General features: G+C 65.8%; 14 protein-coding genes. 4 read left to right on the plus strand and 10 right to left on the minus strand.

What is annotated here, in order from left to right:
* Positions 1–115 precede the first annotated feature (115 nt).
* The 6 genes from ccoP to ACRQ5Q_RS30975 form a co-directional block, all read right to left on the minus strand.
* Positions 116–988 carry a cytochrome-c oxidase, cbb3-type subunit III gene (ccoP, locus tag ACRQ5Q_RS30950; RefSeq protein ID WP_439374038.1) on the minus strand — a complete coding sequence of 291 codons (873 nt, stop codon included), beginning with the start codon at positions 986–988 and terminating at the stop codon, positions 116–118.
* Positions 989–994: 6 nt separating this feature from the next.
* Positions 995–1,159, minus strand: a complete 165-nt coding sequence (locus tag ACRQ5Q_RS30955; protein WP_018646866.1) for a cbb3-type cytochrome oxidase subunit 3 — start codon at positions 1,157–1,159, stop codon at positions 995–997.
* Positions 1,160–1,172: 13 nt separating this feature from the next.
* Positions 1,173–1,907, minus strand: a complete 735-nt coding sequence (ccoO, locus tag ACRQ5Q_RS30960) for a cytochrome-c oxidase, cbb3-type subunit II (RefSeq protein WP_439393748.1) — start codon at positions 1,905–1,907, stop codon at positions 1,173–1,175.
* A 12-nt stretch (positions 1,908–1,919) separates the two neighbouring features.
* Positions 1,920–3,569, minus strand: coding sequence for a cytochrome-c oxidase, cbb3-type subunit I (ccoN, locus tag ACRQ5Q_RS30965; RefSeq protein ID WP_439374036.1), 1,650 nt, complete (start codon positions 3,567–3,569; stop codon positions 1,920–1,922).
* A 261-nt stretch (positions 3,570–3,830) separates the two neighbouring features.
* Positions 3,831–4,256, minus strand: a complete 426-nt coding sequence (locus ACRQ5Q_RS30970; protein ID WP_439374035.1) for a CBS domain-containing protein — start codon at positions 4,254–4,256, stop codon at positions 3,831–3,833.
* 37 nt (positions 4,257–4,293) lie between these two features.
* Positions 4,294–5,127, minus strand: coding sequence for a universal stress protein (locus tag ACRQ5Q_RS30975; protein WP_439393750.1), 834 nt, complete (start codon positions 5,125–5,127; stop codon positions 4,294–4,296).
* 206 nt (positions 5,128–5,333) lie between these two features.
* Here ACRQ5Q_RS30975 and fixL point away from each other — a divergent pair, with 206 nt between their 5' ends.
* From fixL to ACRQ5Q_RS30995, 4 genes are all read left to right on the plus strand, one after another.
* Positions 5,334–6,848, plus strand: coding sequence for a sensor protein FixL (gene fixL / locus ACRQ5Q_RS30980; RefSeq protein WP_439393752.1), 1,515 nt, complete (start codon positions 5,334–5,336; stop codon positions 6,846–6,848).
* Positions 6,849–6,851: 3 nt separating this feature from the next.
* Positions 6,852–7,469 (plus strand): response regulator FixJ, encoded by a 618-nt coding sequence (gene fixJ, locus ACRQ5Q_RS30985; protein WP_439393754.1) that lies wholly within the window; start codon positions 6,852–6,854, stop codon positions 7,467–7,469.
* Between the two features lie 43 nt (positions 7,470–7,512).
* On the plus strand, positions 7,513–7,935 hold the full coding sequence (locus ACRQ5Q_RS30990; protein ID WP_439374031.1) for a response regulator: 423 nt from the start codon (positions 7,513–7,515) through the stop codon (positions 7,933–7,935).
* A 103-nt stretch (positions 7,936–8,038) separates the two neighbouring features.
* Positions 8,039–8,737, plus strand: a complete 699-nt coding sequence (locus tag ACRQ5Q_RS30995) for a helix-turn-helix domain-containing protein (RefSeq protein ID WP_439374030.1) — start codon at positions 8,039–8,041, stop codon at positions 8,735–8,737.
* 38 nt (positions 8,738–8,775) lie between these two features.
* Here ACRQ5Q_RS30995 and ACRQ5Q_RS31000 read toward each other — a convergent pair whose 3' ends face one another.
* The 4 genes from ACRQ5Q_RS31000 to ACRQ5Q_RS31015 are packed head-to-tail and all read right to left on the minus strand — an operon-like array spanning position 8,776 to position 14,696.
* Positions 8,776–10,089 carry an MFS transporter gene (locus tag ACRQ5Q_RS31000; protein WP_439374029.1) on the minus strand — a complete coding sequence of 438 codons (1,314 nt, stop codon included), beginning with the start codon at positions 10,087–10,089 and terminating at the stop codon, positions 8,776–8,778.
* A 24-nt stretch (positions 10,090–10,113) separates the two neighbouring features.
* Positions 10,114–10,647, minus strand: coding sequence for a PRC-barrel domain-containing protein (locus ACRQ5Q_RS31005; RefSeq protein WP_439374028.1), 534 nt, complete (start codon positions 10,645–10,647; stop codon positions 10,114–10,116).
* Between the two features lie 23 nt (positions 10,648–10,670).
* Positions 10,671–12,875 carry an amylo-alpha-1,6-glucosidase gene (locus ACRQ5Q_RS31010; RefSeq protein ID WP_439374027.1) on the minus strand — a complete coding sequence of 735 codons (2,205 nt, stop codon included), beginning with the start codon at positions 12,873–12,875 and terminating at the stop codon, positions 10,671–10,673.
* Positions 12,876–12,932: 57 nt separating this feature from the next.
* The gene (locus ACRQ5Q_RS31015; RefSeq protein WP_439393755.1) at positions 12,933–14,696 is read right to left on the minus strand and encodes an ABC transporter ATP-binding protein; all 1,764 of its coding nucleotides are present in this window, start codon (positions 14,694–14,696) and stop codon (positions 12,933–12,935) included.
* Positions 14,697–14,754 lie beyond the last annotated feature (58 nt).

The following is a 14,754-nucleotide window of genomic DNA, read 5'->3' on the forward strand; positions in this document are numbered from 1 at the left end:
CCAGCGCATAGGGAAGCGGCTTCCCTGCGGCGCGGTCGTCTCGAAGGACGACGCCACGCGCTCAGGCCGTGCCAAATGCCACATGCGATTGCTGCGTTCCGTCGCTCCGGATCTGCTACTTTCCGCCACCCAGCGAATGCACGTAAACCGCCATAGCCTTGATGGTGGCGGGGTCGAGCCGCCCTTCCCAAGCCGGCATGACGCCGGCACGGCCCTGGCTGATGGTCTCGATCAGGGCGGCCTCGTCCGAGCCATAGAGCCAGATCTTGTCGGTCAGGTTCGGGGCGCCCAGTTCCTGGTTGCCCTTGCCGCCGTCACCGTGGCAGGCGACGCAGTTCTCGGTGAAGATCTTCTCGCCCTTCACCGCATCAAAGCCCTTGCGGGTCGAAAGGCCTGACAGCGAGCGCACGTAGTTGGCGACCGTGACGATCTCGTCGGCCTTCAGCACGCCGTCCTTGCCGAAGGCGAGCATCTGTCCCTCATGCGTCTTGGCATGCCCCGAACGCGCGCCGAACTGGATGGTCTGCATGATCTGGTCGAGCGTGCCGCCCCACAGCCAGTCGTCGTCGTTCAGGTTCGGGTAGCCCTTGGCGCCGGCACCGCCGGAGCCGTGGCACGGCGCGCAGTTGTCGCCGAACACGGTCCTGCCCTTGGCGCGGGCGAGCGCCAGCAAGGCCGGGTCCTTCTCGATGTCGGCGAGCGGCGCCGCCGCCAACGCCGCCATCTTCTCGCCGCGCAACGCCTCGAGATTGGCGAGTTCCACCGCGAGGCTGGCGCGCGTCGAGTAGCCGAGCAGCCCGGTCGTATGGCTCGAGATCAGCGGCCAGGCCGGATACACGATCCAGTAGCCGATCGACCAGAGGATGGTGAGGTAGAAGCTGATCACCCACCAGCGCGGCAGCGGCGTGTTGAGCTCCTTGATGCCGTCCCATTCATGTCCGGTGGTGGACTTGCCGGTGACGGTATCGACTTCGCTATGATCGGTCATGGTCTTTCACTCCTCCCGCAACGGCAGGCGTGCCGCTTCGTCGAACGCGGCCTTGTTACGGGGCCAAAATGCGTAGGCGATGATCGCGAGAAAGATCGCGACGAACACCGGCGTCCAGATCGTCGTCACCAGTTCGGACGCAAGATTGTGGGCTGTCAGGATGGCTTTCATCGTTGATGCCTTCTCAGCGAAGATTGGCTTTCTCGTTGTAGATCTTGAAGTCGACGAGCGTGCCGAGCATCTGCAGGTACGCGATCAGCGCGTCCATCTCGGTCGGCGTACCGGTCTTGCCGTCGAAGTTGCGCACCACCGCCTTGGCGTATCGCTTGCTGAAGGCGTCGGAGCCCGCATTGTCCGGATCGGCCTGGGCCTTCATATCGGCGCCCGCGTTGGCGATCTGGTCGTCGGTGTAGGGCACGCCGACGGCCCGCAGCGTGCGCATGTGGTCGGCGATCGTGTCCGGATCCACCTCGTTCTGGCTGAGGAACGGATAGCCCGGCATCACCGACTGCGGCACGATCGCGCGCGGGTTGATCAGGTGGGTGACGTGCCAGTCGTCGGAATATTTGGCGCCGACGCGCGCAAGGTCCGGACCGGTGCGCTTGGACCCCCACTGGAACGGGTGGTCGAACATGCTTTCGGCGGCGAGCGAGAAGTGGCCGTAGCGCTCGACCTCGTCACGCAGCGGCCGGATCATCTGCGAATGGCAGAGATAGCAGCCCTCGCGGACGTAGACGTTGCGCCCCGCAAGCTCGAGCGGCGTGTAGGGCCTGACCCCGTCGACCTTCTCGATCGTGCTCTTGAGGTAGAACAGCGGCGTGATCTCGACGAGACCGCCGATCGAGATCACCAGGAGGATGCCCACGATCAGGATGATCGAGTTCTTTTCGAAGATTTGGTGGCGTGTCCAGAACGACATTGCTTGAGCTCCTCATTCCGCCGGCTGAAGAGCGACGGGCATCTGGACCTCCGCCTCGCCGACGCGAACGGTCATCCAGAGATTGTAGGCCATGATCAGCGAGCCGATCAGGAACAGGCCGCCGCCTGCGGCGCGGATGATGTAGAAGGGATGCATCGCCTCGACGGTTTCGATGAAGGAATATTCGAGGAAGCCGAGCGAGGTGTAGGCGCGCCACATCAGGCCCTGGAGGATGCCGGACACCCACATCGCCGAGATGTAGAGGACGATGCCGAGGGTCGCGACCCAGAAGTGCCAGTTGACGAGCTTCAGGCTGTAGAGGCCCTTGCGATTCCAGGCCCACGGCACCAGGCAGTACAGCGCGCCGAAGGAGACGAAGCCGACCCAGCCGAGCGCGCCGGAGTGGACGTGGCCGATGGTCCAGTCGGTGTAGTGGCTGAGCGAGTTGACCACCTTGATCGACATCATCGGGCCTTCAAAGGTCGACATGCCGTAGAAGGCGACGGAGACCACCAGCATGCGCAGCACGGGATCGGTGCGCAGCTTGTCCCAGGCACCCGACAGCGTCATCAGGCCGTTGATCATGCCGCCCCAGGACGGCATCCACAGCATGATGGAGAAGGTCATGCCGAGCGTCTGCGTCCAATCAGGCAGCGCCGTGTAGTGCAGGTGGTGGGGACCTGCCCAGATGTAGAGGAAGATCAGCGCCCAGAAGTGGATGATCGACAGGCGGTAGGAATAGATCGGCCGGTCGGCGCGCTTCGGAATGAAGTAGTACATGATGGCGAGGAAGCCGGCGGTCAGGAAGAAGCCGACCGCGTTATGGCCGTACCACCACTGGAACATCGCATCCTGGATGCCGCCCCAGGCGACGTAGGACTTCGAGCCGAACGCCGAGACGGGAAGCGCCGGATTGTTGCCGAGATGCAGCACCGCGATCGTGACGATGAAGGCGAGATAGAACCAGTTCGCGACGAAGATGTGCGGTTCCTTGCGCTTGATGATCGTGACGAGGAAGACGAGCAGATAGACCACCCAGACGATGGTCAGCCACAGGTCCGCGTACCATTCCGGCTCGGCATATTCCTTCGACTGGGTGACGCCGAGCAGATAGCCGGTGCCCGCGACCAGGATGAAGAAGTTGTAGCCGATCACGACGAACCAGGGCGCGAGGTCGCCGGCGAGGCGAACGCGGCAGGACTTCTGCACGACGTAGAAGGACGTTGCGATCAGCACGTTGCCGCCGAACGCGAAGATCACGGCCGAGGTGTGCAGCGGCCGCAACCGGCCGAACTGGATCCACGGCAGATCGAAGTTCAACGCGGGCCAGGCCAGCTGCGAGGCGATGATGAGACCGACGAGGAAGCCGGCGATGCCCCAGAACATCGCCATGAAGGAGCTGAACTTGATCGGCCCCATGTTGTAATTGGGACGGCCGTTGATCTCCGCCGGCGGCAGCGCCGCCGGGCGCTCGAAGTAGCGGTTGATGATGCAGAACACCGCCGCCACGCTCGCCGCCGCGCTGAGCGCGGCATGGAAGGCGAACGGCGCGTCGAGCGCCTTGGCCGCGGCGACCACGCAGAGGAAGGCGGTGGCTGCAAACACGACAGCCAGGCCGCTTTCACCGATGGTCATGGATTTGGAGATGGAGGGCTGGCTCATGTGGATTCTCTCTGAAAGAACACGGAGCCAGAAACCACATTCACCCTCGCGGGGAATTGATTGAAATCAACACAAATGGATTTCCGCTCATGGGAGACGGCGGCCGGTTGATGCGCCCTCTCCCCCTGCGGGAGAGGGCACGTCTCCGTGGAGACAGACCCCTCATCCGGCGCCATAGCCGAAGCTTCGCTTCGGCGTTCTCAAGAACGGCCGACGTAGGCGGCCTATGCCACCTTCTCCCACAGGGGGAGAAGGAAGAAGTCAGTCGCTTGCCGTGGCCTTGAGCGCCTTGATGACGTCCTCGCGGGCGATGATTCCGACCAGCTTCTGCGCGCCGTCGAGCACGATGATGCTCCTGATGCGGTGCTCGACCATGATCTGGAGCACGCGCGTCAGGCGCGTATCGGGGCTGACATAGATGAATTCCGGTGTCATGACGTCGCCGATCTTGCGGCTCATCAGGTCATGGTAGCGCGGCAGCATCTGGTTTGGGCTGAAGGCGAAGCACTTCAGGATGTCGAACTTGGTGACGATGCCGACCACCTGTCCGTCGTCCTCGACCGGATAGGAGTTGAAATCGTCGCGCTCGAACATCTCGCTGAGCTCGAGCATGTTGCGGTCGCGCTGCACCGTCTTGACCTTGCGCGTCATGTAGCCACCGGCAGTCTGCTCGAGAAATCTGTACACGGCGCGTCCTCCTCAACTCGCTATGGCCGACCGGCCGTCAGTGCGACAGCAGCACGCAACGCGTGGATTGCGTGAGCAGGTGCCGGGTGACGCCGCCCAGGATCAGCTCACGGAACCTCGAATGCCCGTAGGCACCCGCCACGATCAGGCCGGCGCCGACGTCGGCGGCGGCCTTCTCCAATTGCACGGCGGCGGGTTCGTTCCGCGCAGCCTCCGAGACACGCGCCGTCGCGGTGGCTCCGTGACGGGCGAGCCAGGCGGCGACGTCAGTGACGCCGGCCATCACGCTCGAGCGGTCGTCGCCCTGCTCCGGAATCCCGACGACGGTGACGTCCCTCGCCTTGCGCAGCATGGGCAGCGCGTCCGCCACCGCCCGCCGCGCCTCCGCCGTATCCTTCCACGCCACCAGCACGCTGCGCAGATCGAGCCAGTTGACGCGGTCGGGCACGACGAGAAGCGGACGGCCGAGCTGCATCACCAGATCCGTGGGGCTTGCCAGCGCGAAGGCGTCGGAGACTGCCGGGCTCTGCCCGCCGCTGACGACGACGTCGGCGCAGCGCGCGTGCGCCAGCACGAAGCGCGCCGGAAAGTCCAGGGCGCTGCGCCACTCCCCGTGCCCGCCACGATTCTTCGTCGCGGCGCGGAATTGCGCCTCGAGACCCGCCAGGCGCCGCTTGACGGACGCTTCGCCCTCCTCGATCAGCCGTTGGCCCTCGGCGCCGTCGGTGAAGTAGAGCGGCGGCGCAAACTGCGCCGCGGCAACCCCGACGATGGCCGCTTCGAATCGCTCGGCGAGCTCGCCCGCGACCTGAAGACACGCCTCATTGGATCGATCGAGCGCCAGGCTGACCATCACGGTCGCGTATGTCATCGGGATTCTCCGCACGGCATGAACTGGCGCGAAATCTAGCCTCGCCGGTGCAAGGCAGGATGAGCTAGATCAAATCGCCGGCCGCCCGGTCGCGGGGAATCCGGCAATGGAATCAGACATCCGAACTTGCCTCCGGCCCGCCCATGGGTGAAATTGCCCTCAGTCTCGCGGCACCTTGCCCGCCGCATCAAGATGGGAGCCGTCGATTGTCGCCGACCCGCGTAACGCATCCGCCAGACGATGGTCGCGGCGAGCATTTCCGAGTCCGGATCGAGGGATTCGGCGTCGGCACCTGGGATCTCGACCTCGCAACGCGGGAACTGGACTGGTCGGACACCGCCAGGACGCTGCTTGGCATCGCGCAGGGCCAGCCCGCGAGCTACGGCCTCTTCCTGTCGCGTCTCGAGCCCAGGGATCGCGACCGCGTGGAAAGCGCGATCAAGCACGTCAGCGAACGCGGCGGCGGCTTCGACGTGTCCTTCAAGGTCGCGGGCGCCAACGGAGGACAGTGGATTCGCGCCCGCGCCGGCGTCATCCGGGACGAAGCCGGCTCGGCCCGGCATCTCAGCGGCATCTTCCTCGATATCGACGAGGAGAAGCAGGTCGAGGAAGCGCTGCGGACCCGCGAGACCCACCTCCGCTCCATCCTCCACACGATCCCCGACGCCATGATCGTCATCGACGGCCACGGCATCATCCAGCTTTTCAGCACCGCCGCCGAGCGCCTGTTCGGCTGGTCCGAGCACGAGGGGATCGGCCAGAACGTCAGCATCCTGATGCCGGAGCCCGACCGCTCCCGGCATGACAGCTACATCGCCCGCTACCGCACCACCCACGATCCCCACATCATCGGCATCGGCCGCATCGTCACCGGCAGGCGCCGCGACGGCACCACCTTCCCGATGCACCTGTCGATCGGCGAGATGCAGTCCGGCGGCGAGCCCTATTTCACCGGCTTCGTCCGCGACCTCACCGAGCACCAGCAGACTCAGGCGCGGCTCCAGGAGCTGCAATCCGAGCTCATCCACGTCTCCAGGTTGAGCGCCATGGGCGAAATGGCCTCCGCCCTCGCGCACGAGCTCAACCAGCCGCTGGCGGCGATCAGCAACTACATGAAGGGCTCGCGGCGGCTGCTGGCCGGCAGCGTCGACCCGAACGCGGCGAAGGTCGAGAGCGCGCTGGATCGTGCCGCCGAGCAGGCGCTGCGCGCCGGCCAGATCATCCGGCGCCTGCGCGACTTCGTCTCCCGCGGCGAATCGGAGAAGCGGGTCGAGAGCCTGTCCAAGCTGATCGAGGAGGCCGGCGCGCTCGGGCTCGCCGGCGCGCGCGAGCAGAACGTGCAGCTCCGCTTCAGCCTCGATCCGGAAGCCGACCTCGTTCTCGCCGACCGGGTGCAGATCCAGCAGGTCCTGGTCAATTTGTTCCGCAACGCGCTGGAGGCGATGGCGCCGTCGCCGCGGCGCGAGCTGGTCGTCACCAACACGCCCGTTGCCGACGACATGATCGAGATCGAGGTGTCGGACACCGGCTCCGGCTTCGAGGACGACGTCATTCCAAACCTGTTTCAGACTTTCTTCACCACCAAGGACACCGGCATGGGCGTGGGACTGTCGATCAGCCGCTCGATCATCGAGGCTCACGGCGGACGCATGTGGGCCGAGAGCAACGCATCGGGCGGGGCGACATTCCGCTTCACCCTCCCGGCAGCCGACGAGAATTGATGCATGACGACCAAGGGACATGTCTACGTCATCGATGACGACGAGGCGATGCGGGACTCGCTGAACTTTCTGCTGGATTCCTCCGGCTTCGGCGTCACGCTGTTCGACAACGCGCAGAGCTTCATCGACGCCCTGCCCGGCCTCGCCTTCGGCTGCGTCGTCTCCGACGTGCGCATGCCGGGCCTCGACGGCATCGAGCTTCTGAAGCGCATGAAGGCGCAGCAAAGCCCGTTTCCTATCCTGATAATGACCGGGCACGGCGACGTGCCGCTCGCGGTCGAGGCGATGAAGCTCGGGGCGGTCGACTTCCTGGAGAAACCGTTCGAGGACGATCGTCTCACCGCCATGATCGAAACTGCGATCCGCCAGGCCGAGCCGGCCGCCAAGAACGAGGCCGTCGCGCAGGACATCGCCGCCCGCGTCGCATCCTTGAGTCCCCGGGAGCGCCAGGTGATGGAGGGACTGATCGCAGGTCTTTCCAACAAGCTGATCGCGCGCGAATACGACATCAGCCCGCGCACGATCGAAGTGTACCGGGCCAACGTCATGACCAAGATGCAGGCCAACTCTCTCTCGGAGCTGGTTCGCCTCGCGATGCGCGCCGGCATGCTCAAGGATTGAGGCAAGTCAAGGCGGTTGTGGCCGCCTGTGCTAGCCAGTCAAGATGATCGAGATTGGCTCGCACCCTCAGCATGTCCGGATGGTGTCATCGGCAAAGCCCACCGTCTACGTGGTCGACGACGATGCCGCCGTGCTGGGCTCCCTGCGCTTCCTGCTCGAAACCGACGGCTTCGCCGTGCGGACGTTCAGGAGCGCGACGGCGCTGCTTAACGCCTCCGGCGCGCCGGGCGCGGACTGCTATGTCATCGACTACAAGATGCCCGATATCAACGGGATCGACCTTGCCGGTCGCCTGCGCAAATCCGACAGCGACACGCCCGTGATCCTGATCACCGGCTATCCGGACGAGAACATCTCGACCCGGGCGGCCGCGGCGGGCGTCAGGGACGTCGTTTTGAAGCCGCTTCTCGATGAAAACCTGGTCAAGTGCATCCGGGGAGCCATCCAGGACCGCCGCGGTAATTGACCTACGGGTTTCTACGTAGGTAAACGTCCTTAAGATAACGCGCGAAATTTCCGGATTGCGCAAACGCGGGTAGCAGTGTTCCATCACAACGGAGATGGCGCAGATGCTGACCCAGACACTCAAGACCCACGCGATCAACACGCAAGTTCGTGGCAAGATTGCCCCTGCCCACCCCGTTTCCGACCAGTTCGGCGCGATCACCGGCCATGTCGGTCTCGTCGCCACCGAGTTCTCCTACCGCAAGGACGAGGAGATCTATGGCGAGGACGAGCCGGCCGAATATGTCTACCAGGTCGTCTCAGGCGCGGTGCGCAGCTACAAGCTTCTCTCCGACGGTCGTCGCCAGATCGGCGCCTTCCATCTTCCCGGCGACGTGTTCGGCCTCGAATCCGGCGCTACCCACCGCCTCGCTGCCGAAGCCATCATCGACACCAATGTGCGCCTCGCGAAGCGCGCCAGCCTCGAGAAGGCCGCCGGCACCGACGTGCAGGTCGCCCGCAAGCTCTGGGCCATGACGGCGTCCGAGCTGCGTCACGCCGAAGATCACATGCTGCTGCTCGGCCGCAAGACCGCGATGGAGCGCGTTGCGACCTTCCTGCTCGAGATGGACCGCCGTCTCGCGGTTGCCGGCATGATGGCGCTGCCGATGTGCCGCCGCGACATCGGCGACTATCTCGGCCTCACGCTCGAAACCGTGTCGCGTGCGCTGTCCCAGCTGCACACCCAGGGCATTCTCGGCTTCTCCGGCGCCCGCCAGATCGTGCTGCGCAACCGCCAGCGCCTGCACAATCTCGACGCCTGACTCTCTTCCTCCCTGCCTACTTTGGCCGGCTGAAGTCCTCAGCCGGCCATTTCTTTCGTCACGGTCATACCGGCGCGCCGGGTCTCCGGCATGACCAACAGGATCAGCAGCAGCCCGGTCGCAGCGACGCCGGACAGCCCGATGAAGGCGGTGGCGTTGCCGAACTTGTCGCTGACATAGCCGCCGAGCGCCGTGCTCAGCGACGCGCCGATGCCGCTCGCGGTGCCGACGATGCCCTGCGCCAGGTTGAAATGGCCGCTGCCGAAGGCGACGTCGGCGACGATCAGCGGAATCATCACTGCGAACACCGCCGCGGTCAGCCCATCGAACACCTGCACCGCGACCAGCAGGTAGGGATCGCGCACGGTCGCGAACAGCAGACCGCGAATCGTCAAGGCGCCGAATCCGATCAACAGCAGCGGCCGGCGGCCCCAGGCTTGCGCCTTGCGCCCGACGCTCGGCGACAGCAGCGCCACGATCGCCTGCGGCACGATGATGCAGGCTGCGACCAGCACGGTCGCCCACTGGCTCGACCGCGCCGTCACCGCGCTCGCCATCAGCGGCATCATCGCCGCGTTCGCGAGCTGCAACAGCAGCATGCTGAGCGCGAACACGATGAGCGGACGTTGCCGGATCAAATGCCAGACATTGGTGTCGCCGAGGTCGGCGGCTTCCGGCGGCATCTCGCCGTGACAGCGCCTGATGTCGACCTCCTCCTCGCGGATCCGCGACAGCGCGATCAGGGTCGGGATCGCGAGCAGGAAGGTGACGAGGAACACCGAGCGGCTCGACAAGAGATATCCCGCCGTGCCCATCACGGCGGCGGCGACGCCGTTGCCGAGCGAGGCGAAGCGCGCGTTGCGGCCGAGCCGCTCGCCGATCGCGAGCGGACCGACGAGGCCGAGGCTGATCGCCGCGATCGCCGGCCCGAGCACGCAGCTCGCCATGGCGTGCAGGGTGGCGGCCGTCACCACTACGGGGAAGACCGGCATCGCGGCATAGGCGAGCGCGCAGGCGCCGATGGTCGCGATCGCGAGCGCTGCGACCAGCCGTTCGGACTTCGCGGCATCGATGATCGCGCCGCCCGGCACCTGTCCGATCAGGGCGACGATGCCGCCGATCGACAGCACGAGGCCGATCTCGACCTGCGTCCATTTCTGCGTCGTCAGGTAGACCGCGATGAAGGGACCGAACCCGGTCTGCACGTCGGCGAGGAAGAAGATGAACCAGTCGAGGCCGCGCAGGCTCTGACGCGACGGCGCCGGAATGCCCGCAGGCGGCAGCGCGGCGACGTTGTCCGGTTCAACGTGGCCATCGCGATCTGCATGCTTCGGCTTCCTGGACAACAGCACAGGCGGTCAGCCCTCCCCGGGACCTCACTGGATCGCTTGCAGCGGTTGAAGGCTGCCGGACGCGCCGAGCACGACCATCGGCGTGTCTTCCTTGTATTCCGGCGCGGCCGCAACCTGCGCCTTGGTCAGTTCCAGCGTGATGCTGTCCTTCTTGTTGGCGATCTTGCCGAACCGCATCGCGTTCCAGTCCACCACGATCTTGCGGCTGCCGACGCCGAGGAAGCCGCCGAAATCGATCACCGCCGCGCGCACGTGCCCGTCCCGGTCGACGATGACATCGACGATGCGGCCCATGTCCTCGTCGGCGGCGCTGCGCACGTCCCGGCCGAGCACGCCATGGGCATCGCTCGCGCCGATGATGGTCACCGACGGCGGGGGCGCGGCGTCTTTTGGCGTCACAGGCACGGTGGAAGCCGGCGGCTGGGCCGGCGCCGGCGCATTCGCTTCACTGGGCGGAGCAGTCGGAGCGCCTGCAGGCAACTCCTCCGCAGCGCGGGATACCGCGGCCGTCAGGCCTGCGACGATCGCGCTCAGGACCAACCATCCGGCCGCACGCATAACACCCTCCTCACCGCGCGCCGCTAGCGCGCCAGCACGATCGAGACCTGGATCTGGCCGCGGGTGCGCAACACCTCCAGCGCGACGTCGTCGCCGTGGCGGCTGACGCGCAGATCCACGCTGGAATCGCCGAGGCGCAGATCGCGCAGGATGACTTCGTTCAGGAACGCCGGCAGATGCGGATTGCGCAAACGAATCTCGCCGCGCGCCACGTCGAACTCGAGGCCCAGCGCCGCCTCCAGCAGCGTGAACGGCGTCGCGCTGGCCCAGGCCTGCGGCGCGCAGGCGACCGGATACAGCGTCGGCCCGCGCCGCTTCTCGCGCCGGAAGCCGCAGAACAATTCGGGCAGCCGGCGCAGGTCCATATAGGTGGCGGCGTCGAACAGCCCCTTGAAGACATGCGCCACCGAATGCTTGAGGCCGTAGCGCGCGAGCCCGAGCGCGATCAACGCGTTGTCGTGCGGCCAGATCGATCCGTCGTGGTAGGACATCGGGTTGTAACGCACCTCGCCGACGGCGACGGTGCGGATGCCCCAGCCCGAGAAGAAATGCGGCCGCATCAGGTCGGCCGCGACGAAACGGGCGCGGTCCTCCCGGATCATGCCGCTGAACAGCACCTGCCCGGCATTGGAGGTCCGGACCTTGCAGGGCCGCTTCTTGCCGTCGAGCGCCAGCGCGTAGGTACCGAGCTCCTCGCACCAGAACGCCTGCTCGAAGCGCTCGGCCAGCGCGGTGGCCTCGGCCTCGAACTTGCGCACGAGGTCCGGCTTGCCGAGGCGCAGCGCGCAGCGCGCAGCCAGCTGCTTCGCCATATAGACGTAGCCCTGGACCTCCGCGAGCGCGATATTGCCTTCCGCGAGCTGGCCGTCGGCATGGAAGATGGCGTCGTAGGAATCCTTCCAGCCCTGGTTCGCCAGCCCCTTCTCCGTCGCGCGCTGATATTCGACGAAGCCGTCCTGGTCGGGATCGCCGGGACCGTCGATCCAGGCGAGCCCCGCCTCGATCGCGGGCCACAGCTCGACCAGGGTCTTCACGTCGCCGGTGCGCTCGAAATAGCTTCCGGCGAGCACCACGAACAGCGCGGTCGAATCGACGCTGCCGTAATATTGCGCGAACGGCACCTCGCGCAGCGCCGCCATCTCGCCGCCGCGCATCTCGTGCAGGATCTTTCCCGGCGCGGCATCGGCCAGCGGATCGATCGCCCTGGCCTGGAAATGCGCGAGCCGCCTCAGCACGCCCTTGGCGATCCGCGGATCGATCCACAGCATCTGCAGCGCGGTGATCAGTCCGTCGCGCCCGAACGTCGTCGAGTACCAGGGAATGCCGGCATAGGGATAGCGGCCCTGTGGCGTCTCCGTCATCAGCATGTTGAGGTCGGCCATGGCCTGGCACAGCACCTCGTTGAAGATGTTGTTGGAGGTCTCGATGCTGGTCGCGCCCATCGTCGACTGCCGCATCTCGCGGCGGTGGGCGAGCAGGCCCCTGAAGAAGCGCGCCGGCTTCTCCGCGACCGGCCGGTTGCAGGACGCTGCCACGAACAACGATTTCGACTGGTGCGGATCCAGCTCGAGCTGCCAGGTGGCGGCATTGACGGAGAGCCGCGTCGGACGCGGATCGAAATGCAGGCCGGTGGTGCGCTCGCGATCGTCGAGACCGCGATATTCGAACAGCACGTCGGTCGGCCCGAGCAGCTTGCTCGTGCCCGTCCCGCGGCGCGGCCGTCGCTCGCCGCGGACCTCGAACAGATCGGCGAAGTCGTTGTCGAACAGCAGCGTCAGCTCGAAGCTGGCCGGCCTGTCACCGTGGTTCTGCACGCCGATGCGCTGATAGGCGGTGCCGCGCCACAGGAAGACCGTGCGCACGATGTGCAGCAGGTCCTTTTGCAGCACGAGGCTGCCGTCGCGGTAGATGTCGGGGTTGGTGAGATCGACCGTCAGCGCCGAATTGTCGTCGCGCAGGTTGGAGCCGAGCAGCAGCGGCTGGAGATCGTCGAGCACGAGCTCCAGCCGCGCGAGATAGCGCGTGTCGTGGTGAAACAGCCCGTCCGGCCCGCCGGCCGATGCGCCGATGTCGCCATGGCTGTCGAGCACGATGAAGGTGTCATCGTGCTTGAGCGAGCGTCGCGGGCGCGCCGACGGCCCCGTCATCGGGATATAGAAGGGCTGCTCCACGACCTGCTCCGCGGTCCGCGCCACGGAGACGAACTTGGTGACGACTTCGGCTGCCATGAGCTGCTCCCCTGCGCTTGTTTCGAGACGCAACCAACGCGAACGCGACTGTCGAGCTTACGCGGCGACTTTCGCGAGCCGGCTCATCTCCTGCGTCACCAGCTCACGGTAGGGCCCGTGGCCCTGCATCAGCCGGTCGGGCGCGCCGTCCTCGATGATCCTGCCGGCCTTCAGCACCACGACGCGATCGAAATTACGCAGCGTCGCAAGGCGATGCGCGATCGCAATCACGGTGCGGCCGCGCATCAGTCGCGTCAGCGCCTCGCGGATCGCCTCCTCGGACTCGCTGTCGAGCGCGGCCGTGGCCTCGTCGAGCAGCAGGATCGGCGCGTCCTTTAGGAAGGCCCGCGCGATCGCGATGCGCTGGCGCTGGCCGCCGGACATCTTGACGCCGCGGTCACCGACCATGGTGTCGAGGCCCTCGGGCAGGCTCTCGACGAAGTCGCAGCGCGCCGCAATCGCCGCGCGCAGCACCTCGTCGTCGGTCGCGTTCGGCCGCCCATAGCGGATATTCTCGCGGATCGAGCGATGAAACAAGGAAATATCCTGCGGCACCACCGAGATCGCCTCGCGCAGGCTCAGCTGGGTCACCTTTGAGATGTCCTGACCGTCGATGGTGATGCTGCCCTCGTCGACGTCGTAGAAGCGCTGCAGCAGCGTGAACAGGGTCGACTTGCCGCCGCCGGAATGGCCGACCAGACCGACGCGCTGGCCGGGCTGCAGCCGCAGGCTGAAGCGCTCGAAGATCTTTTCAGCCCCGGGATAGCCGAAGGTGACGTTGTTGAATGCGATCGCGGCGCCGCTCTTGACCAGGGGTTCGGCCTCGGGATGGTCGCGCAATTCGTGCGGCACCAGCAGTGTCGCAATCGCCTCGGTCAGCCGCGCGACGTGCTGGGTGACGTCGACCAGCGCCACCGCCAAATCTCGCGTCGCATTGAGAATGGAAAGGCCGAGCGTGCAGACCAGCACGACGTCGCCGGTGGTCGCCGTGCCGCGCTCCCAGAGCATGATGGCCCAGGCCATCAGCGCCACGGTCAACAGAACGGTCACGCCGGCATGGATCAGCCGAAGCTTCTCGAGATAACGCAGGCTGCGGCCGCGCGCGGTGAGCTCGCGATTGACGGTCGCATCGAACCGCTCGTGCTCATGGCTGATGCCGCAGAAAGCGCGAACCAGCGGCATGTTGCTGATGACGTCGATCATTTCGCCGTCGACGACCGCCGCCTTGTCGGCGAAGTCGTCGTGCAGCGGCTTGCCGGCGGCGGCCAGATGGAACATCGCGATCACCATGCCGCCGGCGACCACGACAAGGCCGAGCGCCATGTAGGGGCTGACGGTTCCAATCAGCACGATTGCCGCAATTGTGGCAATGCACGGTGGCAAGACGTTCCAGACGAACATGTTCTCGACCGTGAACACCGCGTTCGACGTCGCCGTGATGCGGCTCGTCAGCATGCCGGGCATGCGATCTGAGAAATAGCTCGGCGCATGCCCGGTCAGATGGCGAAAGATATCACGCCTGAGATCACCGGTGACCCGAACGAAGGTAAAGCTCGCTGTCCAGCTCGCGATCCGCCACAGGAAGTTGTCGGCGGCGATCAGCGACATGAGCAGAACGAATGCCAGCCATACGCTGCCGCCATGCGACGTTCCGGCCGACAGACTGTCGACCAGGAATTTGACGCCGTACTGAGTGCCCACGGAGCAGGCAACGGCAGCCACGACCGCCGTCAGGATCACCAGATGTGATGCGAGGCGACGTCGAAGATAGCGCAAGACGAAGGCAAATGGCCGGCGCGCGTACCCAGAAAGCTGATCCATATGGCTGTCGCCCCGTCGAGAAGATTTTGGATTTTGGTTCTGATCGACTGAACATCGA

This window comes from Bradyrhizobium sp. PMVTL-01, from assembly GCF_051861855.1.
GTDB lineage: Bacteria > Pseudomonadota > Alphaproteobacteria > Rhizobiales > Xanthobacteraceae > Bradyrhizobium.